Origin of the sequence: Streptomyces sp. NPDC127100, from assembly GCF_042724095.1 — a bacterium.
GTDB lineage: Bacteria > Actinomycetota > Actinomycetes > Streptomycetales > Streptomycetaceae > Streptomyces.
Window position 1 is genome coordinate 19306 of sequence record NZ_JBHXFL010000054.1, and the last position, 24177, is coordinate 43482.

General features: G+C 74.2%; 21 protein-coding genes. 12 read left to right on the forward strand and 9 right to left on the reverse strand.

Features of this window, described 5'->3' with window-relative positions; genetic code table 11:
• The first annotated feature begins 249 nt into the window (after window positions 1–249).
• The 4 genes from ACFWJB_RS31615 to ACFWJB_RS31630 all read left to right on the forward strand — a co-directional run bounded on the left by ACFWJB_RS31615 (window position 250) and on the right by ACFWJB_RS31630 (window position 4977).
• Window positions 250–1044, forward strand: coding sequence for an RNA polymerase sigma factor SigF (locus ACFWJB_RS31615; protein ID WP_385462934.1), 795 nt, complete (start codon window positions 250–252; stop codon window positions 1042–1044).
• A 165-nt stretch (window positions 1045–1209) separates the two neighbouring features.
• Complete coding sequence (locus ACFWJB_RS31620; protein WP_386926504.1) at window positions 1210–2424, forward strand: hypothetical protein; 1215 nt, start codon at window positions 1210–1212, stop codon at window positions 2422–2424.
• Window positions 2425–2599: 175 nt separating this feature from the next.
• Window positions 2600–3919, forward strand: a complete 1320-nt coding sequence (locus tag ACFWJB_RS31625; RefSeq protein WP_386926506.1) for an aminotransferase class I/II-fold pyridoxal phosphate-dependent enzyme — start codon at window positions 2600–2602, stop codon at window positions 3917–3919.
• Window positions 3916–4977 (forward strand): MBL fold metallo-hydrolase, encoded by a 1062-nt coding sequence (locus tag ACFWJB_RS31630; RefSeq protein WP_386926508.1) that lies wholly within the window; start codon window positions 3916–3918, stop codon window positions 4975–4977. The genes ACFWJB_RS31625 and ACFWJB_RS31630 overlap by 4 nt, the downstream gene beginning before the upstream one ends.
• A 12-nt stretch (window positions 4978–4989) precedes the next feature.
• Here the strand turns inward: ACFWJB_RS31630 and ACFWJB_RS31635 are convergent, their stop codons facing one another.
• Window positions 4990–5616, reverse strand: a complete 627-nt coding sequence (locus ACFWJB_RS31635) for a DedA family protein (protein ID WP_385462923.1) — start codon at window positions 5614–5616, stop codon at window positions 4990–4992.
• Window positions 5613–6386, reverse strand: a complete 774-nt coding sequence (locus tag ACFWJB_RS31640; RefSeq protein ID WP_386926510.1) for an MBL fold metallo-hydrolase — start codon at window positions 6384–6386, stop codon at window positions 5613–5615. The genes ACFWJB_RS31635 and ACFWJB_RS31640 overlap by 4 nt, the downstream gene beginning before the upstream one ends.
• A gap of 83 nt (window positions 6387–6469) precedes the next feature.
• Between ACFWJB_RS31640 and ACFWJB_RS31645 the strand changes: the two genes are divergently transcribed.
• From ACFWJB_RS31645 to ACFWJB_RS31660, 4 genes are all read left to right on the forward strand, one after another.
• Window positions 6470–6871: a hypothetical protein gene (locus ACFWJB_RS31645; RefSeq protein WP_385462917.1), complete on the forward strand. Its 402-nt coding sequence runs from the start codon at window positions 6470–6472 to the stop codon at window positions 6869–6871.
• Between the two features lie 134 nt (window positions 6872–7005).
• Complete coding sequence (locus ACFWJB_RS31650; protein WP_385462914.1) at window positions 7006–9132, forward strand: phage holin family protein; 2127 nt, start codon at window positions 7006–7008, stop codon at window positions 9130–9132.
• 84 nt (window positions 9133–9216) lie between these two features.
• On the forward strand, window positions 9217–10656 hold the full coding sequence (locus ACFWJB_RS31655; protein WP_386926513.1) for an amino acid permease: 1440 nt from the start codon (window positions 9217–9219) through the stop codon (window positions 10654–10656).
• A gap of 91 nt (window positions 10657–10747) precedes the next feature.
• Window positions 10748–11173: an OsmC family protein gene (locus tag ACFWJB_RS31660; RefSeq protein WP_161163892.1), complete on the forward strand. Its 426-nt coding sequence runs from the start codon at window positions 10748–10750 to the stop codon at window positions 11171–11173.
• 27 nt (window positions 11174–11200) lie between these two features.
• Here the strand turns inward: ACFWJB_RS31660 and narI are convergent, their stop codons facing one another.
• From narI to ACFWJB_RS31690, 6 genes are all read right to left on the reverse strand, one after another.
• A complete protein-coding gene (gene narI / locus ACFWJB_RS31665) occupies window positions 11201–11923 on the reverse strand; it encodes a respiratory nitrate reductase subunit gamma (RefSeq protein WP_385462907.1) in 723 nt (240 codons plus the stop codon).
• On the reverse strand, window positions 11920–12414 hold the full coding sequence (gene narJ / locus ACFWJB_RS31670) for a nitrate reductase molybdenum cofactor assembly chaperone (protein WP_386926516.1): 495 nt from the start codon (window positions 12412–12414) through the stop codon (window positions 11920–11922). The genes narI and narJ overlap by 4 nt, the downstream gene beginning before the upstream one ends.
• The gene (gene narH / locus ACFWJB_RS31675; protein WP_386926518.1) at window positions 12414–14009 is read right to left on the reverse strand and encodes a nitrate reductase subunit beta; all 1596 of its coding nucleotides are present in this window, start codon (window positions 14007–14009) and stop codon (window positions 12414–12416) included. Before narH ends, narJ begins: the two co-directional genes overlap by 1 nt.
• Window positions 14009–17704, reverse strand: a complete 3696-nt coding sequence (locus ACFWJB_RS31680; protein ID WP_386926520.1) for a nitrate reductase subunit alpha — start codon at window positions 17702–17704, stop codon at window positions 14009–14011. Before ACFWJB_RS31680 ends, narH begins: the two co-directional genes overlap by 1 nt.
• Window positions 17705–17805: 101 nt before the next feature.
• Window positions 17806–18621 carry an SAM-dependent methyltransferase gene (locus ACFWJB_RS31685; protein WP_385462896.1) on the reverse strand — a complete coding sequence of 272 codons (816 nt, stop codon included), beginning with the start codon at window positions 18619–18621 and terminating at the stop codon, window positions 17806–17808.
• Window positions 18622–18658: 37 nt separating this feature from the next.
• Complete coding sequence (locus tag ACFWJB_RS31690; protein WP_385462892.1) at window positions 18659–19522, reverse strand: helix-turn-helix transcriptional regulator; 864 nt, start codon at window positions 19520–19522, stop codon at window positions 18659–18661.
• A 220-nt stretch (window positions 19523–19742) separates the two neighbouring features.
• Between ACFWJB_RS31690 and ACFWJB_RS31695 the strand changes: the two genes are divergently transcribed.
• Entirely contained in the window at window positions 19743–20168 is a 426-nt protein-coding gene (locus tag ACFWJB_RS31695) for a hypothetical protein (RefSeq protein WP_381843615.1), read from the forward strand.
• On the opposite strand, the gene ACFWJB_RS31700 is transcribed toward ACFWJB_RS31695, so the two are convergent.
• Window positions 20150–20965: a helix-turn-helix domain-containing protein gene (locus ACFWJB_RS31700; RefSeq protein ID WP_385462888.1), complete on the reverse strand. Its 816-nt coding sequence runs from the start codon at window positions 20963–20965 to the stop codon at window positions 20150–20152. The genes ACFWJB_RS31695 and ACFWJB_RS31700 overlap by 19 nt on opposite strands.
• A 141-nt stretch (window positions 20966–21106) precedes the next feature.
• On the opposite strand from ACFWJB_RS31700, the gene ACFWJB_RS31705 reads away from it, so the two are divergent.
• The 3 genes from ACFWJB_RS31705 to ACFWJB_RS31715 all read left to right on the forward strand — a co-directional run bounded on the left by ACFWJB_RS31705 (window position 21107) and on the right by ACFWJB_RS31715 (window position 24111).
• Window positions 21107–21412 carry a 4a-hydroxytetrahydrobiopterin dehydratase gene (locus ACFWJB_RS31705; RefSeq protein WP_385462886.1) on the forward strand — a complete coding sequence of 102 codons (306 nt, stop codon included), beginning with the start codon at window positions 21107–21109 and terminating at the stop codon, window positions 21410–21412.
• Window positions 21413–21416: 4 nt separating this feature from the next.
• Window positions 21417–22157 (forward strand): class I SAM-dependent methyltransferase, encoded by a 741-nt coding sequence (locus ACFWJB_RS31710; protein ID WP_385462883.1) that lies wholly within the window; start codon window positions 21417–21419, stop codon window positions 22155–22157.
• 79 nt (window positions 22158–22236) lie between these two features.
• Window positions 22237–24111: a rhamnogalacturonan lyase gene (locus ACFWJB_RS31715; RefSeq protein WP_385462881.1), complete on the forward strand. Its 1875-nt coding sequence runs from the start codon at window positions 22237–22239 to the stop codon at window positions 24109–24111.
• Window positions 24112–24177 lie beyond the last annotated feature (66 nt).

Below are 24177 nucleotides of genomic sequence, written 5' to 3' on the forward strand. Positions count from 1 at the left end.
GGGCAGGCGCAGGTTCAGTGCTTCGGACAGGAGGCACGTCCGTGGGAGCGGCGCGACGCCGCCACGGACGCGTCCGTCCGGGCCCCGGACGCCCTCCCACGGTGACCGCCCGAACGCAGGGCCGTGTCGTCGCACCACCGGCGCCCGCCCCGGCCCCGGAGAGCCCCACGAGCCCCGGTGCCGGCCCGCGTCGCCCGGACCTCCGTCCGGCGCCACGACAGGCCCCCGCACTCCGAAGGAGCTGCGCGCATGCCGATCCCAGCCGGTACGAAGCACCCCCACGACGACGCCCCCGACACGGCGGACGCCTTCCGGCGCCTCGCCGCCCTTCCCGACGGCCCGGAGCGCGACGCGGTCCGGGACCGGATCGTCGAGGCCTGGCTGCCCATGGCCGAACGGATCGCGGGACGCTTCCGCAGCCGCGGCGAGAACTACGAGGACCTGCGGCAGGTCGCCGCCCTCGGCCTCGTCAAGGCCGTCGACCGGTACGACCCCACGCGCGGCAGCGCGTTCGAGAGCTACGCCGTCCCCACCGTCACCGGCGAGATCAAGCGGCACTTCCGCGACCACATGTGGACCCTGCACGTGCCGCGCCGGGTCCAGGAACTCCGCAACCGTGTCCGGGTCGCCGGTCAGGACCTCTCCCGGACCACCTCCGGCCGCAGCCCCACCGTCGCCGAGATCGCCGAACACGCAGGTCTGGGCGAGGAGGACGTCCGCGTGGGCATGGAGGCCCTGGACAGCTTCACGGCCCTCTCCCTGGACGCCGAGGTCCCCGGCAGCGAGGACGGCTACTCGCTCGCCGACGGCCTCGGTGCCCCCGACCCGGCCCTCGACACCGTCGTGGACCGCGTGGCCGTCGGGAAGCGGCTGGCCGCCCTGCCCGAGCGGGAGCGCGCCATCCTCTACATGCGGTTCTTCGACGACATGACCCAGAGCCGCATCGCCGAGCAGCTCGGCATCTCCCAGATGCACGTCTCCCGGCTGATCAGCCGGTGCTGCGACCGGGTGCGCAAGCAGGTGCTGCGGGACCCGGCGGCCTGACCCGGCTTTTGCGGCGGCGGGTACGAAACGTGTTCCTCACCCGCACGGGCCCCCCGGTCCCGCGAACGGCGCACGGCGGCGCGCGCCACCGGTCCGGGCGGGCTGTGATGGCCGAGGGCGCGAGTGCCGCGCCCTCGCAGCCGTCGCTCGAAGGAGCCCGAACCCATGCGCCGCACCCCGCGTGTCCTGTCCGCCGCCGTACTGGCCAGTGCCGCCCTCGGTGTCTTCGCCGGATCCGGCGCGGCGGACCCGGGCGGCACCCCACGGCCGGCCGGTACCGGTGAACCCGCCGCCGAGGTCAGCCCGGCCGCCGTCGGACCGGGGGACACCGTCACCGTCTCGGTCGACTGCGGCCCGGCCGTCGCGGCCGCCCCGGACGCCCTCGACGCGGTCTCGCCGGCCTTCGACGGGGGCACCGTCGCGCTGCTGAGGGTGAAGGGCGGCGACGGCGGGACCGCCTACCGGGGGACCGCGCGCACGGCCTCCGCGGGCGACCTCGGGAGCGACCCGGACGCGGCGGGCCGGGAGGTGCCGTCGACCGTGGACGGCACCTGCCCGGGGGGAGCCGGCGGTGACGGCCGGCCGTGGAGCGCGGCGATGACCGTGTCCCGGGAGAGCGGCACCCCCGAGCCCACCAGATCCTGGGGGACCGCCACCCCCAGGCCCACGCATTCCTGGGGGACCGCCACCCCCAAGCCCACGCATTCCTGGGGCACCGCCACCCCCAAGCCCACCCGCTCCTGGGGCAGTGCCACCCCCGAGCCCTCCTGCCCCCCGTCCGCCGCCCCGCACGACGAGCCGGCCGTGCCGCGCAAGGAGCCGGCCGAACCGGGCGACGGGGCCGCCGTACCCGGCGACGAGCCGGTGCCGTACGCCGAGCCGGCCGTGCCGTACGCCGAGCCGGCCGTGCCGGACGATGAGACGGTCCCGGGCGACGAAGCCGTCCCGGGCGACGAGGCCATGCCGTACGAGGAGACCGTGCCGGACGGCGAGGCCGCCGTTCCGGACGCCGAGGCGGTGCCGGACGGCAAGTCCTCCTCCGGCGAGGCGCCCGTCCCGTACGACGGCGCCGTCCCCCAGGCCGGGTCCGCGCTCGCCGGCGATGCCGTGCCGTCCCGCCTCTCCACCGCGCGCGGGGACGGCGGGACGAGCGGGCACGGTACGCCCTGCACGACCCGGCCTCCGTGCCCCGATCCCACCACCTGGGGCGCGCCGTGCGGCGACGGGACGGCGGACCACGGGGTGCAGGCCGGCACGGGAGGGTCCTTCACCGACTCCGTGCCCGCCCTGGCCGCCGGCGGCGTCCTGATCGCGGGTGCGTTCGGCGGGGCCGCGTACCGGCTGCGGCTGCGACTGCGCGGGGAGACCCGGGACCACTGACCCGCGGCCGGCCCGGACCGGTCGGCACGGTGACGGACGCGACGCGGGCCGGAGCAATGGCCGGGCGGCCCGGTGGGTACTTGGTTGCACGACCGGAGCGCGACCGGAGCACGGCCGCGAGGCGGACCGCGCCCCGGCGGCGGCAGGACTCGGCACCACGGACTGCGGAGGCACCATGCGGTGGACGGACCCCGAAGGCGACGTCCCCGAACGCCCCGCGGCGCCCGGGGGCGGAGAGCCCGCCCAGACGAGCGTGGGCCCGGCCCCCGAGGACCACGGCACCGTCCGCCGCGGCCCCCACCTGCCCGGCGACGGACTTCCGGTGCTGCCCGAACTGTCCGCCGTCCTCGCCGCCGCCGCGGGTCGCGCCCACGAGGAACCCGCAGGAGGCGCTCCGGCCCTCCTGGACGCCGCCTGCGGCTACTGGGACCGGCGCGGCCTGCCCACCGCCCCGGACCACGCGGCCGCCGCCCCCGGTGCCAACGCCCTGCTGCTCGCGCTGACCGCCGCCCTCGGCGGCGACGTCCTGGTGCCGCGCCCCTGCGCCGCCTGGTGGGCCCCGTACGCGCGGCTGCTGGGCCGGCCCGTCTTCCACGTACCCACCCCCGCCGAGTCGGGCGGCGTTCCCGATCCGTACGCCCTCCTGGAGACCGTGCGCCGCATCCGTGCCGAGGGCGGCGACCCGCGCCTGCTCGTGCTGTCCGTCGCCGACGACCCCACCGGCACCGTCGCGCCGCCCGAGCTGCTGCACGAGACCGTCGAGGCCGCCGCGGGCGAGGGACTGCACCTGGTCAGTGACGAGACCTGGCGCGACACGCTGCACGACCCGCACGCCACGGTGCTGCTCAGCCCCGCCGAGATGCTGCCCGATCGGGTCACCGTCGTCACCGACCTGGCCGGCGCGCTGCTGCCGCCGGGCTGGCCGGCCGCGATCGCCCGCTTCCCCGCCTCGGCCGCCGGGAACGGCCTGCACGCACGCGTGCTCGACGTCCTCACCGCGCTCGGTGCCCGCGTCGCCGCGCCCCTCGCCGCCGCGGCCGGGTACGCGCTCGCCGAACCCGAGCCGGTCACCGCCCGACGCTCGGCCGCCGTACGCCTGCACGCGCGCCTGGCCGCCGCCGTGCACGCCACCGTCGTCGCCGCGGGCGCCACCGCCCGGCCCCCGCAGGCCGGCCGCCACCTGTACGCCGACCTCGGCCCGCTGCGCGAGGCGCTCGGCGCCCGGGGCGTCGGTGACGCCCAGGAACTGGAGGACTTCCTCACCGCCCGGCTCGGCATGCCCGCCCCCGGCGGCCACCGCTTCGGCGACGACCTCCTCGCGCTGCGCGTCCGGCTGTCCACCGGCCCGTTCCCGGGCGACACCGACGAGCGGCGCGCGGAATGCCTCACCTCTCCCGATCCGTTGGAACTTCCGCACGTGCAAGGCGCGTTGATCGGCCTGAAGTCGGTCTTCGGCGATCTCCGCGACGCTCAGCGATGGGAGCCTCCCCGATGACGCAGCAGCCCCGGCCGACCGCGAGCACCACGCCCGTCCAGGACCAGCACGCCCCCACACCGCCGGGCCCGGACACCCCCTTCCCGCCCCTGGCCGAGCCCCGGCCGCTGGCCGAACGCCGGTTCTGGCCGCGGACCTTCCACGACCGCCTGACCGCACCGCTGCCCGGACTCAAGGCCTTCGCCAGATTCGCCCGCGAGGGCGCGGTCAGACCCGGCCCCGAGGGCCTGGCCGACATCCCCAGGCTGCCGTACGCACCCGGGCCGCTGCCCCGCGTGGACGCCCGCACCGTCGCCGTCACCTGGGCGGGACACGCCAGTTGGGTGGTGAGCATCGGCGGGCTCACCGTGCTCACCGACCCCGTCTGGTCCCGCCGCATCCTCGGCACCCCGGCCCGCGTAACCCCCGTCGGCGTCCCCTGGGGCTCCCTGCCGCGGGTCGACGCGGTCGTCATCAGCCACAACCACTACGACCACCTGGACGCCCCGACGCTGCGCAGACTCCCGCGCGACACCCCGGTGTTCGTCCCGGCCGGGCTCGGCCGCTGGTTCCGCCGGCGCCGGTTCACCCGCGTCACCGAGCTGGACTGGTGGGAGGGCGCCCGGCTGGGCACGGTCCGCTTCGACTTCGTACCGGCCCACCACTGGTCCAAGCGCAGCCTCACCGACACCTGCCGCACCCTGTGGGGCGGCTGGGTCCTCACCGACGCCGACGGCCGCCGCGTGTACTTCGCCGGCGACACCGGGTACGGCCACTGGTTCTCGCGCATCGGCCGCCGCCACCCCGGCATCGACCTCGCACTGCTCCCCATCGGCGCCTACGACCCGCGCTGGTGGCTCCGCGACGTGCACTGCGACCCGGAGGAGGCGGTCCGGGCCGCCCAGGACCTCGGGGCCCGGCGGATGGCGCCGATGCACTGGGGCACCTTCGTCCTGTCGGCGGAACCGGTGATGGAGCCGCTCACCCGCGTACGCGCCGCGTGGCACGAGGCGGGGCTGCCACGGGAGGACCTGTGGGACCTGCCCGTCGGCGGTTCCCGCGTTCTGGGCGAGGAGTGAAACGGAGACCCCCTAGGCCTTCGCCGGCCCCCGCAGGCGGCGCCACGCGCTCGGCGCCGCGCTCACCAGCACCGTGAGCGCGATCGCGGCGGCCACGCCCTCCCACGGCTCGCTGAACAGCGAGCCGCTCAGAATCCCGATCAGCTGGTACGTCACCGCCCAGGCCAGGCACGCGGGCAGGTTGCCCCTGGCGAAACGGCGCGACGGCCACTCGGCCAGCAGACAGGCCAGCATCACCGGGATCCGGCCGGCCGGCACCAGCCGGGACAGCACGAGCACCGCGACGTCGTGGTCGGCGAGCTTCTCCTGGGCCTGCTCCAGCCGGTCCTCCGGCGCCCGGGACCGGATCACCTCGAGCCAGCGCGAGCCGTTCTTCGAACCGACCCCCCGTCGCCCCAGCCAGTACAGCGTCATGTCCCCGCAGAACGCGGCCAGCGACGCCGTCGCGAACACCATCAGCAGCGAGAACGGCAACGTCTGGTGCATCGCCACCACGGCCGCCGAACTCACCAGCACACCGGTCGGCACCACCGGCACCAGCGCTCCGATCAGCACCAGCAGGAACAGCGACGGATAGCCCAGCGCCTGCTGCGTCGGCTCGGTCGGGATGCTCGTCACGGCGGTGCCCAGCAAGGTCACCTCGCGACCTCCACCCGTATGCTCTCGCCGTGCCCCAGCCGGTGCACCGCGACGCCCGGCGCGCGCAGCGCCGACAGGCGCACGAACTCGTGGCCCGGCGTGTGGAACTCGTGGGGGCGCACGGCGTCCATCCCGATCGGCCAGTACGTGCCGTAGTGCACCGGCACCGCCGCGGACGGCGCCAGCCGGGCCAGCGCCTCGGCGGCCCGCCCGGCGTCCAGGTGGTCCGCGCCGAGGTACGGCCCCCACCCGCCGACCGGCAGCAGCGCCGCGTCGACCGGTCCGACCTCCTTCTCCATCCCGTCGAACAGCCCGGTGTCCCCGGCGAAGTACGTACGTCCCTCGCCCTCGACGACGTAGCCGAGCGCGGGGGAGCGGTGCGGGCCCAGTGGCAGCCGCCGCCCGTCGTGCCGCGCGGGCACGGCGCGTATGCGCAGGTCGCCGACCGTCGTCTCGTCGCCGGGCGCGACCTCCGTCAGCCTCAGGTGCCCCAGCCGGCGCAGCCCCGGCACCGCCCGTCGTGCGCCCCGGGGCACGAGCAGGCGCGTGCCCGGCGCGAGCCGCGCGAGCGACGGCACGTGCAGATGGTCGGCGTGCAGATGGGACACGAGCGTCACGTCCGCGCGCCGGGCCTCCGGCGAGGGCACCGGGCCCCGTCTGCGGCGCAGATGGGCCAGTCTTCGGACGAACAGCGGGTCGGTGAGCACACGTATGTCCGAGTCCTCGACCGTGCAGGTGGCGTGACCCCACCACGTGAGCTCCACCGGCACCTCTTTGCCTCCTTCGCGCGACTCCCCGAAGCCTACGTCCAGGAGTAGGGTCGGCGGCGAAAAGGGGAGGTGAGGGGGACACCATGAGGCCGTTACGCGTGACGGCGATCGCGAGTCTGACGCCGCTGGAGCAGCTGGACGACGATCCGTTCCTCGTCGACTCCCGCAGCCAGCACGCCATGTGCGCGCGCTGGGCCGCCGAGCAGGGCTACGTGGTCACCCGGGAACTGCTGGTCCGTGGCCTGCGGCCCGACCACGACGCCCTCTGGGACGGCGTGCGCCCCGGTCAGGACGTGTTCGTGGCGCCCAGCCGCCGGGTGCTGGAGAGCGCGCTGTCCTCCGTGGAGGAGTTCACCGCGGAGTGCGCGCGGCGCGGGGTGCGGGTGGAGACGGTGGGGCACGAGGAACCGTCGTACGACGCCCGGATGAAGGCGTGCGTGCACCGCAGACTGTCCATGCCGACGGCCGGGTACGACGGCCGCTGACGGCGGACGCCCGCGGGTATCGGGCGGGTCCCGGGTGAACCGGACCAGGGGGGACAAACAGGCGTCCCGGAGCGTTGTGGCAGGGTGGGGAGGGCCCGCGCGGACTGCGGGCCGGGACGTGAGGTGTGCGGAGCGTGGGTGGAGGGCGTTGGCGGCGGGGCGCCAGCCAGATCGGCCGGAGCATCGCGGTGTGGGCCGTCTCCACCGTGACCATGCTGGTGCTGGCGGGGATCCTCCCCGACTTCCGGCTCCAGTCCCCCGACGGCGACAGCGCGACCGACATCGCGGTCACCGCCGCGGTCGGCGCCGGCGCGTTCGGTCTGCTCTCGGCGCTGGTGTGGCCGCTGCTGGTGCGGCTGCTGCTGCTGGTGCCGGCGCTCGTCCTCGGGCTGCTGGTCTTCTTCCTCAACGGCGGGCTGCTGCTCCTCGCCCTGGACGTGAACCCGACCGCGCGCGGCGGCGTCGCCCCCGAGACGGCCGTGGTGGTGGCCGCCGTGATGTCCGCCGTGGCCTCGGCCACCGGCGGCGCCCTGGCCGTGCGCGACGACGACGCCTACCGGCGCCGGCTCTACCGGCTCGCCGACCGCCGCCGCAGATCCGGCCCGCCCTGCCCGACCGGCCCCGGCACCGTCTTCCTGCAACTGGACGGCGTCGGCCACGACGTGCTGCTGGACGCGGTCGACGAGGGTCTGATGCCCACCGCCGCCCGCTGGCTCGGCCGAGACGGCTCCTCCGCGACCCACCGGCTCGCCCCGTGGCGCACCGACTGGTCCAGCCAGACCGGCGCCAGCCAGCTCGGCATCCTGCACGGCAGCAACCACGACGTCCCGGCGTTCCGCTGGTACGAGAAGGACAGCGGCGAGGTGGTCGTCTGCAACCGCCCCACCAGCGCCGCCGACCTGCAGCGCCGGGCCATCGAACACACCGGCGACGGCGGACTGCTCACCTTCGACGGCGCCAGCCGCGGCAACCTGTTCAGCGGCGGCGCCGACGAGCAGGCCCTCGTGCTGTCCATAGCCACCCGCCGCCGCAGCCCGGAGAACCGCTCCCGGTCCGGCTACTTCGCCTACTTCTCCGACCCGGCCAACGCGGTCCGCACCGCCCTGTCCTTCGTCGCCGAGGTGGGCCGGGAGATCGGCCAGTCCACCCGCGCCCGCGTCCGCAAGGTCCGCCCGCGCGTCTCCCGCGGCGGCCTCTACCCCTTCGTGCGGGCCTTCGCGACCGTCGTCGAGCGGGACGTCGTCGTCGCCGCCGTGATGGGCGACATGCTCGCCGGACGCACCGCCGTCTACGCCGACCTGGTCGCCTACGACGAGGTCGCGCACCACTCCGGACCGCGGAGCCGGGACGCCGCGAAGGTCCTCCAGCGGCTCGACCGTGCCCTCGCGCTGATCGAGAAGGTCGCCGAGCACGCCCCCCGCCGGTACCGGATCGTCGTGCTGTCCGACCACGGCCAGAGCCCCGGCGAGACCTTCCGCGCCCGCTACGGGCTCACCCTCGCCGACCTGGTGCGGGCCGGCTGCGGACTGCCCGTGCCCCGCCGGGCGCGCCGCACCCGCAGCGGCGCCGAGGCGCGCTCCGCCGTACGGGCCGCCCTGCACCGGCCCGTCGAGGAGAGCGGCGAGCAGCACCGTCCCGCCGCCGACCGCCACTCGGAGCCGGTCGTGCTGGCCTCCGGCAACCTCGGCCTCGTCTCCTTCCCGGACGTGCCGCACCGGATGAGCCGCGAGGAGATCGACGCCCGCCATCCGGCGCTGCTGCCCACCCTCGCCAACCACCCCGGCGTCGGCTTCCTGCTCGTGCGCAGCGAGAAGCACGGCGGCCTGGTCCTCGGCGCGCGCGGCGCGGAGATCCCGCTGGACCGGCTCGACGAGGACCCCGGCCCGCTCGCGCCGTTCGGCCCCGGCGCCGCGGACGCCGTACGCCGCACGCACACCTTCCCGCACACCGCCGACGTCATGGTCAACTCCTTCCACGACCCGGCCGACGGCGAGGTCCTCGCCTTCGAGGAGCAGATCGGCTCCCACGGCGGACTCGGCGGCGCCCAGTCCCGGGCCTTCCTGCTGTCGCCCGTCGTCCTGTCCGCGCCGGACGGCGAGGGGGCGGACGTCGTCGGCGCCGAGCAGGTCCACCGGATCCTCCGCCGCTGGCTGCGCGAGTCCAACGGTCCGCAGGTGCCGCTGGACGATTCCCGGCCGCGGGGCCACGACGGCTCACCTTTTGCGGTCCCGGAGGGGCTCGCGCAGGACAAAACGGCCTGATTTGGAGCAATGCGTGGCGGTGCCGGACCATGGACGCCGTCCCGGCGATCCCGGGCACCAGTTCCAAGGAAGGCGTACCACCCCATGCACGTCCCCGGGACCGTCCCCCCACCGGCTCCGGCTCCGCAGGAGACCCCCGCCGCCCCCGCCCCGGAATCCGGCGGCACCAAGCACGCCCGCCGCTTCGGGCTGCCCGTCGCCACCGCCCTGGTCATGGGCAACATCATCGGCGGCGGCATCTTCCTGCTCCCCGCCTCCGTCGCCCCGTTCGGCACCATCAGCCTGCTCGCCTTCGGCGTGCTCACCGTCGGCGCGATCGCCCTCGCCCTGGTCTTCGGCCGGCTCGCCGCCCGCGACCCGCGCACCGGCGGCCCCTACGTCTACGCCCGCGGCGCCTTCGGGGACTTCGCCGGCTTCCTCGCCGCCTGGGCGTACTGGATCACCACCTGGGTGTCCAACGCCGCGCTCGCCGTCGCCGCCGTCGGCTACCTCGACGTCCTGATCCCGGTCAACGGACACCGCTGGACCGCGTGCCTGGCCGCGCTCGTCATCCAGTGGCTGCCGGCGCTCGCCAACTTCGCCGGCACCCGCTACGTCGGCGCCGTCCAGCTGGTGTCCACCGTGCTGAAGTTCGCGCCGCTGCTGCTCGTCGCGGTCGGCGGACTGTTCTTCTTCGACCCGGACAACCTCGGCCCCTTCAACGCGAGCGGCGGCAGCGGCATCGGCGCGGTCTCCGCCGCCGCCGCGATCCTGCTCTTCTCCTACCTCGGCGTGGAGTCCGCCGCGGTCAGCGCCGGCGAGGTGAAGGACCCGCGCCGCACGGTCGGCCGGGCCACGGTCATCGGCACCGCGGGCGCCGCGCTCGTCTACCTGCTCGGCACCCTCTCCGTCTTCGGCACCGTCGCCCACGACCGCCTGGCCGGATCCACCGCCCCCTTCTCCGACGCCGTGAACGCCATGTTCGGCGGCGCCTGGGGCGGCTGGGCCGTCGCGCTCGCCGCCCTGGTGTCGATGACCGGCTGCCTCAACGGCTGGACGCTGCTCAGCGCCCAGACCCCGTACGCGGCGGCCCGCGACGGACTGTTCCCCGCCGCCTTCGCCCGCAAGCGGCGCGGTGTCCCCACCGTCGGCGTCGGCGTCACCGTCGTCCTGGCCTCCCTCCTCACCGTCTACAACTACACGTCCGGCTCGGCGAAGGTCTTCGAGGTCCTGGTCCTCGTCACCACCTTCACCGCGACCGTGCCCTACCTGCTGGCCACCGCCGCGCAGCTCTACCACCTGCTCTCCGGACAGGGCGAGCGCGTGAACCGCGCCCGGCTGGTGCGCGACGCCGTGATCGCCTCCGTGGCGGCCGCGTTCTCCCTGTGGCTGGTCGCGGGCGCCGGCTACGCGGCGGTCTACCAGGGCGTGCTGTTCCTGTTCGCGGGAGTCCTGGTCTACGCGGTGATGGCAGCCCGGCGGCAGCGGCAGGCCGGTCCCGCCAGCTCGGTAGACCTGCTGCGCGGGGACCGGTCTTCCGGGTGAGCCGGGCCGGAGTGTGATCGGATGGGGGTGGGAACCCGGGCACGGGATCCCACCACCCCAGTACCGCAAGGGAATCCGGAAAGGACTCGTCGTGGCAACCACGCGCTCCGCACACACCGTCTGGGAAGGCAACCTGCTCGAGGGCAGCGGCGTCGTCACCTTCGACTCGTCCGGCATCGGCGAGCAGCCGGTGTCGTGGCCGTCGCGCGCCGAGCAGGCGAACGGCAAGACCAGCCCGGAGGAGCTGATCGCCGCCGCCCACTCCAGCTGCTTCTCGATGGCGCTGTCGCACGGCCTGGCCGGCGCCGGCACCCCGCCCACCAAGCTGACCACCTCGGCCGACGTCACCTTCCAGCCGGGTGAGGGCATCAAGGGCATCCACCTCACCGTGGAGGGCACCGTCCCCGGCATCGACAACGACGCGTTCGTCGCCGCCGCCGAGGACGCCAAGAAGAACTGCCCGGTCAGCCAGGCCCTCACCGGCACGACCATCACCCTGTCGGCCAAGCTCGCCTGACCCCCGGGAGCCGGGCCCGGCGGCCTGCTACGACCCGGCCCGCTCCCACCCCGGCCGGTCCGGGCGCGGCCCCAGCTGCCTGGGGTCGCGCGACCGGTACACCACGTACGGCCGGAACAGGTACTGCACCGGGGCGCTGAACATGTGCACCAGCCGGGTGTACGGCACCAGCGCGATCAGCACCATCCCGATCACCGCGTGCACGTGGTACAGCACCGGCACCCCCTCCATCAGCCCCGTGTCCGGGTGCAGGGTGAACAGGCTCCGCGCCCAGGGGGCGACGGTGCCGCGGTAGTCGTAGCCGTTGCCGGAGGTGTCGGAGAGCTTGGCGACCATGCCGAGCACGATGGCGCCGAGCAGGAAGACGTACATGACCTTGTCGTTGGCCGTGGTGGCGCGGAAGACCGGCGCGTTGGTCCGGCGCCGGTAGACCAGCAGGCCGATCCCGGCGACCGCGAGCGCTCCGGCGAGGGTGCCGCCGTACAGCGAGAACAGGTGGTACGCGTGCTCGTCGACGCCGACCGCCCGCGTCCACGACGCCGGGACGAACAGCCCGATCAGGTGGCCGGCGAGCACGAACAGGATGCCGTAGTGGAACACCGGCGAGGCGATGTTCAGCAGCCTCGACTCGTAGACCTGGGACGAGCGGGTGGTCCAGCCGAACCGGTCGTAGCGGTGCCGCCAGACGAGGCCGGCGACGAGCAGGGCGAACGCGGCGTAGGGCAGGACGCCCCAGAGGAAGACGGTCATCGGCGTGCTCCGGTCGGTGCGGGCGGCAGGGTGGCGCACACGGCGTCCAGGACGTGCGCGTACGGCGTGCCGAAGGCGGTGAGCCGGGAGCGCAGCTCGCCGAGGGCGTCGCGGTGCCCGACCAGCAGGCCCAGGTCGCCGGTGCGCGAGGTGAACTCCAGCACGGCCGGCAGGAAGTCGGGCAGCTCCTCGCCGGTGAACTCCAGGCCGTGGGCGCGGTAGAGCTCCTTGAAACGGACCAGCGACATGCCGCGCCGCCGGGTGTCGCCGTCGGTCCACCAGCTCAGGTACAGGCTGTGCCGGTTCCTGAAGTCGAAGACCTCCACGTAGTGCGCCTGGAGTGCGCCCTGCGGCGTCACCGCCGCGTGGTCGGTGAACTCCCGCAGCTGCGGCGCGGCCTCGCGCAGCAGGGGCAGCCGGGCGCGGAAGTCGTCGTCGGGGTAGGTCAGGCAGAGCGCCGCCGCCTGGTACAGGACCTCGAAGCCGGGCATCACACCTCCCTCTCGTCGTCCGCGGTCTGCCGCCGGCGCAGGATGTGGAAGTTCTCCACCGGCACCAGCGGCAGCCGCCGGCGTCCCGAGTCCTGGCCGAACGGGCCGTCGCCGCCCATGCCGGGGCCGCCGTCCACGTCCAGGCTGCACGTGTCCGGCAGCGCGGACTCCTCCAGCCGCCGCGCGTCCCCGACGGCGGCCGTGGGGATGACGTACCGCTCCTCGTACTTGGCGATCGCCAGCAGCCGGTACATGTCCTCGACCGCGGTCGGCGTCATGCCGACGGCGTCCGCCACCGACGGGTCGGGGGCCTCGCCGAGGTTGACCGCCCGCATGTGGGAGCGCATCGCGGCCAGCTTCTCCAGGGACGCCCGCACCGGGGCGACGTCGCCCGCGGTGAACAGCTCCGCCAGGTACTCCAGCGGGATGCGCAGCGTGTCGATCGCCCCGAACAGGTTGTCCGCGTCCTCGCCGTCGTGCCCGGTCTCCGTCAGCGCGTCCACCACCGGCGACAGCGGCGGGATGTACCAGACCATCGGCAGGGTGCGGAACTCGGGATGCAGCGGCAGCGCCACCCGGTACGTGCTCACCAGCGCGTGCACGGGGGAGCGGCGGGCCGCCTCCAGCCAGTCGTGCGGGATCCCCGCGGCCTCGGCCGCCCGGCGCACCTCGGGGTCCCCGGGGTCGAGGAGGACCCCCAGCTGCGCCTCGTACAGGTCCCGTTCGTTCGGTGTGGACGCGGCCCCGGTCACCTTGTCGGCGTCGTACAGCACGACCCCGAGGTAGCGCAGCCGGCCCACGCAGGTCTCCGAGCAGACCGTCGGCAGGCCCACCTCGATGCGCGGGTAGCACAGGGTGCACTTCTCGGCCTTGCCGGTGCGGTGGTTGAAGTACACCTTCTTGTACGGGCACCCCGTCACGCACATCCGCCAGCCCCGGCAGCGGTCCTGGTCGACCAGGACGACGCCGTCCTCCGACCGCTTGTACATCGCCCCGGACGGACAGGACGCCACGCACGACGGGTTGAGGCAGTGCTCGCAGATGCGCGGCAGGTAGAACATGAAGGTCTGCTCGTACGCGAACCGCACCTTGTCCGAGGCCTCCCGGCGGGTGCGCTCCACCATCGGGTCCAGGTCGCCCCAGGCGGGGGCGCCGCCCAGGTTGTCGTCCCAGTTGGAGGACCAGCCGATCTTCATCGGCTTGCCGTCGAGCTGCGAGACGGGCCGCGCCACCGGGTAGTCGTCGCCGAGCGGGGCGTCGGTGAGGTTCTTGTAGTCGTAGGTCCAGGGCTCGTAGTAGTCCTTGATCTCGGGCAGCCTCGGGTTGGAGAAGATGCCGGCGAGCTTCCTGAACCGGCCGCCCGCCTTCAGCCGCAGCGCGCCCCGCCGGTTGAGCTCCCAGCCGCCCCGCCACTTCTCCTGGTCCTCGTAGCGGCGGGGGTAGCCCTGGCCGGGCCGGGTCTCGACGTTGTTGAACCAGACGTACTCCATGCCCCGCCGGTTGGTCCACGCCTGCTTGCAGGTGACCGAGCAGGTGTGGCAGCCGATGCACTTGTCGAGGTTCATGACCATCGCGATCTGGGCCATCGGACGCATCAGTACTCGACCTCCTGGCCGCGGCGGCGGATCACCGTGACCTCGTCGCGCTGGTTGCCCGTCGGCCCCAGGTAGTTGAACGCCCAGGACAACTGGGCGTAACCGCCGATGAGATGGGTCGGCTTCAGGAGCAGGCGGGTGAGGGAGTTGTGGATGCCGCCGCGCTTTCCGGTCGTCTCGGTGAGCGGCACGTTGACCGTGCGCTCCTGCGCGTGGTGCATGTAGACCGTGCCGGGCGGCATGCGGTGCGAGACGATCGCGCGGGCCACGACCACGCCGTTGCGGTTGACCGCCTCGATCCAGTCGTCGTCGGACACACCGATGGCGTCCGCGTCCTCGGGCGCCATCCAGATGGTCTGCCCGCCCCGGGACAGCGCCAGCATGAACAGGTTGTCCTGGTACTCGGAGTGGATGGACCACTTGTTGTGCGGGGTGAGGTAGCGGACCGTCACCTCGCGGTGTCCGTCCGGGCCGAGCCGCGGCTCGCCGAACAGCCGGCTCATGTCCAGCGGCGGCCGGTACACCGGCAGCGCCTCGCCCAGCTCGTGCATCCAGTCGTGGTCGAGGAAGAAGTGCTGGCGCCCGGTGAGGGTGTGCCACGGCTTGAGGTGCTCGGTGTTGAGGGTGAACGCCGTGTACCGCCGCCCGCCGGCCTCGCTGCCCGACCACTCCGGCGAGGTGATCACCGGCACGGGCGCCGCCTGGGTGTCCGCGTACGTGACCCGTCTGCCCTCGTGCTCGGCGGCCAGGTGGGCCATCTCCTGCCCGGTCCTCTCCTCCAGGGTGCGGAAACCCTGCGTGGCGAGGCGTCCGTTGGTGGTGCCGGACAGGGCCAGGATGGTGTCGGCGGCCTTCACCGCGGTGTCCAGCGCGGGGCGCCCGTCGGCCGGGCCGCCGCGCACCGCGCCGTTCATGTGCCGCAGCCGCTCGACCTCCTCGTCCGGCCTCAGGGTGATGCCCTTGGCGGGCAGCCCCTTGTCCTCCACCAGCGGTCCCAGCGCCGCGAACTTCGCGCCGATCGCCGTGTAGTCCCGCTCCACCACGGTCAGGTTCGGCATGGTCCTGCCCGGCTCCGGGTCGCACTCCCCGCGCCGCCAGTCCCGTACGACGCCGCCCGACTGGGCGATCTCGCCCGGGGTGTCGTGCTGGAGCGCCGTCGCGACCAGGTCCCTGCGGACTCCGAGACGGCCGACGGCCAGCTCGCTCAGCTTCTCGGCCAGCTCCTTGAACGTCTCGAAGTCGGTGCGCGCCTGCCACGGCGGGTCCACGGCCGGCGAGAACGCGTGCACGTAGGGGTGCATGTCGGTGCTGGACAGGTCGTGCTTCTCGTACCAGGTCGCGGCCGGCAGCACGACGTCGGACAGCAGCGTGGAGGAGGTGTGCCGGAAGTCCAGCGACACCAGCAGGTCGACCTTCCCCTCCGGCGCCTCCTCGCGCCACCTCACGTCCCGCGGCCGCTCGTCCGGCGCCGCCTCCTCGGCGCGCAGCGAGGAGTGCGTGCCCAGCAGGTGCCGGGTGAAGTACTCGGCGCCCTTCGCCGACGAACCGAGCAGGTTGGCCCGCCAGAGCGTCACGATCCGCGGCCAGTTCTCCGGCGCGTCCGGGTCCTCGCAGGCGAACCTCAGTGTGCCCGCGCGCAGTTCGGCCACCGCGTTCGCCACCGGGTCGCCGTCGGTCCCGCCCAGCTCCAGCGGGTTGCGGTCGAAGGTCGGGTACGAGGGCATCCAGCCCGTCCGCGCCGACAGCGCCAGACAGTCCGCGGCCGTCATCCCCGCGAGCCGCCCCTCGCCCAGCGGCGAGGCCAGGACGTCGGCACCGAAGCGGTCGTAGCGGAACTGGTCGGTGTTCAGGTACCAGTACGCCGTGCCGATCATCTGGCGCGGCGGCCGCGACCAGTCCGACGCGGCGGCCAGCGCCGCCCAGCCGGTGACCGGCCGGCACTTCTCCTGGCCCACGTAGTGCGCCCAGCCGCCGCCGTTGCGGCCCTGGCAGCCGGTCAGCTGGAGCAGCGCGAGGAAGGCCCGGTAGATCGTCTCCGAGTGGAACCAGTGGTTGGTGCCCGCGCCCATGAGGATCATGCAGCGGCCCTTGGAGCGCTCGGCGGTCCGCGCGAACTCCCGGGCGATCCGCACGCAGGTCGCCGCCGGCACCGAGGTGTGCGTCTCCTGCCAGGCGGGGGTGCCGGGCGCGTCCGCGTCCTCGTACGACGCCGGCCAGTCGCCCGGCACCCCGTCGCGGGCCACCCCGTACTGGGCCAGCAGCAGGTCGAACACGGTCGTCACCAGCGGCCCGTCCGCCCCGCCCAGGCGGACCGCCGGCACGCCCCGCCGTACGACGTCGCCGCGGCCCTGGCCGTGGGCGCCGCCCTCGGTGTCGAAGCGCGGCAGCAGCACCTCGACGCCCGCGGCGGCCTCGTGGCCGTGCAGGCCGAGCCGGGGGCGCACGTCACCGAGGTCCAGGTTCCACCTGCCCCGGTCGGCCTCGTTCCAGCGGAAGCCCAGCGAGCCGCCCGGCACCACCGCGCGGCCCGTCGCCTCGTCCAGCACGACCGTCTTCCAGGCCGCGTCCTGCCCCTGCTGTCCCAGGTCGGCGGCCCGCAGGAACTTCGCCGGCACGTACGCGCCGTCCCGTTCGGACAGGGTCACCAGGAACGGCAGGTCGGTGAAGCGCCGAACGTAGTCGTCGAAGAAGGGCGTGACCCGGTCGACGAAGAACTCCCTGAGGACCACGTGCCCCATCGCCAGCGCCAGCGCCGCGTCCGTGCCCGGGTGCGGATGCAGCCACTGGTCGGCGAACTTGGCGTTGTCGGCGTAGTCGGGCGCGACGACGACCACCTTCTGGCCCCGGTAGCGGGCCTCCGCCATCCAGTGCGCGTCCGGCGTGCGGGTCACCGGGACGTTCGTGCCCCACATGATCAGATACGCCGCGTCCCACCAGTCGCCCGACTCCGGCACGTCCGTCTGGTCGCCGAAGACCTGTGGGGAGGCCACCGGCAGGTCGGCGTACCAGTCGTAGAACGACAGCATCGGGGCGCCGATGAGGGAGTGGAAGCGGGCACCGGCGGCGTGCGACACCATCGACATCGCCGGGATCGGGGAGAACCCGGCGATCCGGTCGGGCCCCTGGGTCGCGATGGTGTGGACGTGGGCCGCCGCGACCATCTCCACCGCGTCGTCCCAGCTCGCCCGGACCAGGCCGCCCTTGCCGCGCGCCCGCTGGTAGCGCCGTCGGCGCTCCGGGTCGCCCTGGATGTCGGCCCACGCCAGCACCGGGTCCCCGAGCCGGGCCCGGGCCTCCCGGTACATGTCCAGCAGCACGCCGCGCACGTAGGGGTGGCGCACCCGGGTCGGCGAGTACGTGTACCAGGAGAACGCGGCGCCCCGGGGACAGCCGCGCGGCTCGTACTCGGGTCGGTCCGGGCCGACCGACGGATAGTCCGTCGCCTGGGTCTCCCAGGTGATGATGCCGTCCTTGACGAACACGTTCCAGCGGCAGGAGCCGGTGCAGTTCACGCCGTGTGTGGAGGTCACGACCTTGTCGTGGCTCCAGCGGTCCCGGTAGAACGCGTCCGACTCCCGGCCGCCGACCAGCCCGATGCTGTGCAGGTCGCGGGCGGCGGTGCCGGGCCGGAAGAAGCGGCCCGCACGCAGCAGCGCCGCGCCCGGCTCGGTGGGCGGTGTCCGCGTGTCGGTCACGTGCGCTCCCTTGCTCGCCTGGTTGCGAACCTAGGCGCCGCGGGGACCGCCCACCCGTCCGCGGCGCCCGTACGGGTCAGGGCGCGCGGCGTGGGAACCGCTCAGGGCTTGCGCGCCACCCCCGCGTACACCGGGACGATGCCCTCCGTCTGGGCCGCCACGTCCTCGGGGTCCGGCCGCCATCCGGTCACCGGGATGATGCCGGGGCCCAACAGCTCCAGACCGTCGAAGAACCGCGTGAACTCGGCGAGCGAGCGGGGGTAGAACGGCGTGCCGCTGCGGGCGAACAGCCCGGCGGCCCGCCCGACCGCCTCCGGGTTCAGGTCGGGCGTGACCTGCGAGACGATCAGGTGGCTGCCCGGCGCGAGGGCGTCGACGTACCGCTTCAGCAGACCGTGCGCGTCGTCGCCGTCCACCGCGTCCCCGAGGTAGTGCGTCAGGGCCACCAGCGACAGGGCGACGGGCCGCCCGAGGTCCAGGCTCTCCCCGGCCAGCCGCAGGATGGTGTCCGGGTCCCGGACGTCCGCGTGGACGTAGTCCGTGCTGCCCTCCGCCGAGCCGTGCAGCAGCGCCTCGGCGTGCCGGAGCACGATCGGGTCGTTGTCGGCGTACACCACCCGCGCCTCGGGTGCGACGCCCTGGGCCACCTGGTGCAGGTTGGGCTCGGTGGGGATGCCCGTGCCGATGTCCAGGAACTGGCGGATGCCGGCCTCGGCGACCGTGCGGACCGCCCGCTGCATGAACCGGCGGTTGGCGCGCGCCCCGCGCACCGCGGTGTCGTCCGTGGCGAGGATCTTCCGGGCCAGCTCCTCGTCCACGGGGTAGTTGTCCTTGCCGCCCAGCCACCAGTCGTAGACGCGGGCCGGGTGCGGCCTGCTGGTGTCGATCGGGGTGGCGGCGGCGTCGGATCCGGTCATGCGCGGTCTTCTCCCTCGAAGCGGTGTCGGTGGCCGGTCAGTAGTTCTCGCGGTACTCCCGCAGGATCTTCTCGGTGCGCTGGGTAGAGGCGGCACGCGCCGCCATGTGGTCCAGGACCTCCAGGTGCGTGGAGACCTCCTGGCGGGAGTCCAGGTACAGCGCGCCGGTCAGGTACTCGGTGAAGACCAGGTCGGGCAGCTCCGGCTCGGCGAAGCGGAACAGGGTGAACGGGGCGTACGTCCCCGGGTGCGGACCGGCCCCGAACTCGGCGACCTGGAGGGTCACCCGGTCCCGGGCGGCGAACTCCAGCAGCCGGTCGAGCTGTCCGCGCATCACCCGGCCGTGGATGCTCACCGGGCGCCGCAGCACCGTCTCGTCCATGATCACCCACAGGTGCGGCGGGTCCGGCCGGTCCAGCAGCCGCTGCCGTTCCATGCGCAGGGCCACGTGCCGCTCGACGGCCTCGCGTCCCTCGGTCCCGATCGTCCCGTCGTCCAGGACCGCGCGCGCGTAGTCCTCGGTCTGGAGCAGGCCGGGCACGAAGTGCGGTTCGTAGGAGCGGACGATCCGTGCCGCGCCCTCCAGGCTCACGTACAGACTGAACCAGTCCGGCAGCACGTCGGTGTAGCGCTGCCACCAGCCCGGCCGGTTGGCCTCCTCGGCCAGCGCGACGAACGCCGCGACCTCGTCGTCGGGTACGCCGTACTCCGACAACAGGATCTGGACGTACGGTATTTTCAGCGCGACCTCGGCCATTTCCATGCGCCGTACGGTCGCCGGGGCCACCCGGAGGACCTTGGCGGCCTCCTCGCGTTTCAGGCCCGCCGTCTCCCGCAGTTCCTGGAGGCGCTTGCCGAGCACCACCTGGCCCACGGTGGGTGCCACCCGCCGCTCACTCACGCCACGCCTCCCCAACGCGCCCAAGTCTGCCCGCAGTCTGCCATGTCCCGTCGCCGGCCTCACAGGGTGCGGGGTGCGGCGGCGGCATTACCCCTCGGGTAATCGACCGTCGCCCGTCCGGGCGGGATCGTGGAGAGCACACCGGGGGCCGGACCGGCGCACTCCGGCCCGGCCCCCGGTCCCCCGCAGCCGCGCCTGTCCCGACGGAGGGTGACCCGCCATGTCCACGAACCAGCTCGCCGTACTCGCCCGCACCTTCGAGCCCCAGCTCGTGCTCCGCCGCTTCCTGGCCCTCGACGCGGCCGTGACCGGCACCAACGCGCTCGCCTACCTCGCCCTGTCCGGGCCGCTGGGCCGCTTCCTCGGGGCCGGCTCCGGGCTGCTGCTCGGCCTCGGCGCGTTCCTCGCCGTGTACGCGACGGCCGTGGGCCTGCTGGCCGCGCGCCGGCGGCCTCCCGCCCTCGCGGTGCGTGCCGTGGTGGAGGCCAACCTGGCCTGGTCGGCGCTGAGTGTCGCCGCCCTGGCCCTCTGGCTCTCGCCCACCACGGCCGGCGCGGTGTGGACGGTGCTCCAGGCGCTCGTCGTCGCGGGCTTCGCGCTGCTGCAGTACGCGGCGCTGAAGGGGCGTCAGGACATGAGCGTGTGAAGGTACTTCACCGTCGCCGGGTCGGCCGGGAGCAGCGTCTCGATGGCCAGCTCGGCGACCGTCACGTCCATCGGGGTGTTGAAGGTGGAGATGGACGAGATGAACGACAGCGTCCGGCCCTCGTGCTCGATCCGCAACGGCAGCGCGAAGTACGGCACCGGCTCGTCCGGTTCCTCGCCCGGGGCGTCGTCCGGCACCGGGTAGGCCGCGACCTCCTCGTACAGGGCCCGCAGGGGCTGCGAACGGTCCAGGGCGATCTGCCGCCGCATCTGCTCCAGCAGGTGCCCGCGCCACTCGCGCAGGTTGCGGATGCGCGGGGCCAGGCCCTCCGGGTGCAGGGCGAGCCGCATCGCGTTCGGCCGGGGCACCAGCAGGTGCTCGGGCAGGCCGTCCATCAGCATCGCGATGCCCCGGTTGGCGGCCAGCACGTCGTACCTCGCGTCGACCACCAGCGCGGGATACGGCTCGTAGCCCCTGATCAGGCGCTCCATGCCCTCGCGCAGGGCGTCCAGCGCCGGGTCGTCCAGCGGGGTCTCGGGATAGTGCGGGGCGTAACCCGCCGCGAGGAGCAGCGCGTTGCGCTCGCGCATGGGGACGTCGAGCCGGTCGGCGAGCCGCAGCACCATCTCCTCGCTCGGCCGGGAACGCCCCGTCTCGATGAAGCTGATGTGCCGGGCGGACGAGTCGGCGCGCAGCGACAGTTCCAGCTGGCTGATCCGCCGCCGCTCCCGCCAGGCCCGCAGCAGCGGACCCACGCCCTGGGCGGTGGGGGTGGTACCGGACATGAGTACGGTCATACGCGGAACGGTAGCCGACCGCGGACCCCGGCCTCACCGAGCCGCCGGCCAGGGCCGCGGCGGCCGTGCTGTGGCAGGCTGGGAGGGGAACCGAGCCGTACGGCGCCGTGCCCGTACGCCAGCAGACGAGGAGCGCAGCCCATGCCCGTGGAACCGCTGTCGCAGAAGGAGATCGAGGAGCGGCTGGCCGAGCTGCCGGGCTGGTCCGTCGACGGGGACCGCCTCACCCGCGCCTACCGCCTCGGCTCGCACTTCGCGGCGACCGCGATGGTCGTGCACATCGCGCAGGTGCAGGAGGAACTCGACCACCACTCGGACCTGACCCTCGGCTACAACACCGTGACCCTGGCGGTGAACACCCACAGCGTGGGCGGCGCCGTCACCGAGAAGGACGTCGAGCTCGCCCGCAGGGTGGAGGACCTGGCAGGGGGCCACGGGGCACACTGACGGAGTGCTCGACTACGACGAGGAAGCGGAACGGTACGACGCCCTGCGCGGCGGCGAGCCCCGCGCCGAAGCCGCCGCCCGGGCGGTCCTGGGCCTCGTGCCCCCGCACGCCCGCGGCCTGCTCGACGTAGCCTGCGGCACCGGCATCGTCACCGGCCGGCTCGCGGCCGGACGGGCGGGCCTGCGCGTGACCGGCGCGGACCTCGCCCCGGCGATGGCCCGCCGGGCCGCCGCCCGGCTGCCCGGCGCCGTCGTGCTGGCCGACAGCCGCCGGCTGCCCTTCCGGGACGGCGGGTTCGACGCCGTGAGCAGCGTGTGGCTGCTGCACCTGGCCCGCGGCGCCGAGGACGTGCGCACCATCGTGGGCGAGTGCGCCCGCGTGCTGCGGCCCGGCGGGGTGTACGTGACGACGGTCGACAAGGGAGCCGCGCACAACGTGGGCAGCGACATCGACGCGGTGCTCGCCTCCCGCCCGCCCAGCACCGCCCGCGACGCCGCCGGGCGCGTCGAGGCGTACGCCCGTGCCCACGGCCTGACACCGGCCGGCGAGGCCCGCTTCACCGGCCACGGCCAGGGCCGCAGTCCCCGCAGTACGGTGGCCGACCTGCGGCGCGGCTGGTTCGTCACGCTGCCGCCGGGCGGGGACCTCGCCGACCGCTTCGCCGCCCGCCTCGCGGCCCTGCCCGACCAGGAACGGCCGCGACCCGACCCGGTGTTCACCCTCAGGGCGTTCGCGAAGGCGTAGGCGCGCCGGGCGGCAACCCGGGCGCCCCCGGCGGCGACCGAGAGGCGGAAACCCATCCGCCCCCCAGGAGGTTCGTCCCGTGAGGCACCCCCGCAAGCACCGCAGACGCCCCCTCGTCCTGGCCGCGGCACTCGCCGCCGCCGGCCTCGTCGGCGCGGGTCTGACGACGCTGGCCCCGGACACCGCGGAGGCCGCCACCGCACGTCAGGCCGAGGCCCTCGACCGAGGTGTGGTCAGCGTCCACACCGGCGACGGCAACCTCGTGAGCTGGCGCTGGCTCGGCACCGACCCCGCCGACGTGGCCTTCAACGTCTACCGGGCCGGCACGAAGGTCAACTCCACCCCCGTCACCCGCTCGACCACCTTCTTCCACGCCGGCGCGCCCGCCCAGGCCGACTACACGGTCCGTGCCGTCGTGAACGGCACCGAGCAGCCCGACTCGGTCCACGCGATCCAGTTCCGGGCCGGCTACAAGGACGTCCCCCTCAGCCCGCCCGCCGGCGGCACCACGCCCGACGGCGTCGCCTACACCTACGAGGCCAACGACGCCTCCGTCGGCGACCTCGACGGCGACGGCGCCCTCGACCTCGTCCTCAAGTGGCAGCCCAGCAACGCCAAGGACAACTCCCAGTCCGGCTACACCGGCAACACGGTCGTCGACGGCATGAGGCTCGACGGCACCCGCCTGTGGCGCGTCGACCTGGGCCGCAACATCCGTTCCGGCGCCCACTACACCCAGTTCCAGGTGTACGACTACGACGGCGACGGCAGGGCCGAGGTCGCCATGAAGACCGCCGACGGCACGAAGGACGGCACCGGCGCGGTCATCGGCAGTTCCTCGGCGGACCACCGCAACTCCTCCGGCTACGTCCTGTCCGGCCCCGAGTACCTGACCATGTTCGACGGGCGGACCGGCCGGGCCATGGGCACCGTCGACTACGTCCCCGCCCGGGGCACCGTCTCCTCCTGGGGCGATTCCTACGGCAACCGCGTCGACCGCTTCCTGGCCGGCACGGCGTACCTGGACGGCTCCCGGCCCTCGCTGATCATGGCCCGCGGTTACTACACGCGGACGGTCGTCGCCGCCTGGGACTGGCGCGGCGGCTCCTTCACCCGCCGCTGGACGTTCGACACCAACTCCTCCACCAACAGCGGCAAGGGCTACGACGGCCAGGGCAACCACCAGCTGTCCGTCGCGGACGTCGACGGCGACGGCCGGGACGAGATCGTCTACGGCGCCATGGCCGTCGACGACAACGGCAGCGCCCTGTGGACCACGAAGAACGGCCACGGCGACGCCCTGCACGTCGGGGACCTCGACCCGTCCCGCGCGGGCCTGGAGGAGTTCAAGGTCGACGAGGACGGCTCGAAGCCCTCGTCCTGGATGGCGGACGCGCGCACGGGCCGGATCATCTGGTCCACGCCCGCGAACGGCGACAACGGCCGCGGCGTCTCGGCCGACATCTGGTCCGGCAGCGCGGGCGCCGAGTCCTGGTCGTCCGCCGAGAGCGGCGTCCGCGACCCGAAGGGCACCGTGGTGAGCGGCCGCAAGCCCTCCAGCACCAACTTCCTGTCCTGGTGGGACGGCGACCCGGTGCGCGAACTCCTGGACGGCACCCGCGTCGACAAGTACGGCACCTCCGGCGACACCCGCCTGCTCACCGGCTCCGGCGTCGCGTCGAACAACGGCACCAAGGCCACACCGGTCCTCTCCGGCGACATCCTCGGCGACTGGCGCGAGGAAGTCGTCTGGCGGACCACCGACAACAAGGCCCTGCGCATCTACTCCACGCCCTACGACACGGACACCCGCATCACGACCCTGCTGCACGACACCCAGTACCGCACGGCGCTGGCCTGGCAGAACACCGCCTACAACCAGCCGCCGCACCCGAGCTTCTTCATCGGCGCCGGGATGGCGACGGCGCCGAGGCCGGCGGTGTTCACGCCCTGACACCCGTCCGGCCTCTCGGCCGGGCTGCCCCGGCCGAGGGGCCGGAACGGCCGAACCTGTCTCTTA

Bases quoted from the DNA above. Each gene is read 5' to 3' on its own strand.
- ACFWJB_RS31615 (WP_385462934.1), top strand. From the start codon at position 250: ATGCCGATCCCAGCCGGTACGAAGCACCCCCACGACGACGCCCCCGAC.
- ACFWJB_RS31620 (WP_386926504.1), top strand. From the start codon at position 1,210: ATGCGCCGCACCCCGCGTGTCCTGTCCGCCGCCGTACTGGCCAGTGCC.
- ACFWJB_RS31625 (WP_386926506.1), top strand. From the start codon at position 2,600: ATGCGGTGGACGGACCCCGAAGGCGACGTCCCCGAACGCCCCGCGGCG.
- ACFWJB_RS31630 (WP_386926508.1), top strand. From the start codon at position 3,916: ATGACGCAGCAGCCCCGGCCGACCGCGAGCACCACGCCCGTCCAGGAC.
- ACFWJB_RS31645 (WP_385462917.1), top strand. From the start codon at position 6,470: ATGAGGCCGTTACGCGTGACGGCGATCGCGAGTCTGACGCCGCTGGAG.
- ACFWJB_RS31655 (WP_386926513.1), top strand. From the start codon at position 9,217: ATGCACGTCCCCGGGACCGTCCCCCCACCGGCTCCGGCTCCGCAGGAG.
- narI (WP_385462907.1), bottom strand. From the start codon at position 11,923: ATGACCGTCTTCCTCTGGGGCGTCCTGCCCTACGCCGCGTTCGCCCTG.
- narJ (WP_386926516.1), bottom strand. From the start codon at position 12,414: ATGCCCGGCTTCGAGGTCCTGTACCAGGCGGCGGCGCTCTGCCTGACC.
- narH (WP_386926518.1), bottom strand. From the start codon at position 14,009: ATGCGTCCGATGGCCCAGATCGCGATGGTCATGAACCTCGACAAGTGC.
- ACFWJB_RS31685 (WP_385462896.1), bottom strand. From the start codon at position 18,621: ATGACCGGATCCGACGCCGCCGCCACCCCGATCGACACCAGCAGGCCG.
- ACFWJB_RS31695 (WP_381843615.1), top strand. From the start codon at position 19,743: ATGTCCACGAACCAGCTCGCCGTACTCGCCCGCACCTTCGAGCCCCAG.
- ACFWJB_RS31700 (WP_385462888.1), bottom strand. From the start codon at position 20,965: ATGACCGTACTCATGTCCGGTACCACCCCCACCGCCCAGGGCGTGGGT.
- ACFWJB_RS31705 (WP_385462886.1), top strand. From the start codon at position 21,107: ATGCCCGTGGAACCGCTGTCGCAGAAGGAGATCGAGGAGCGGCTGGCC.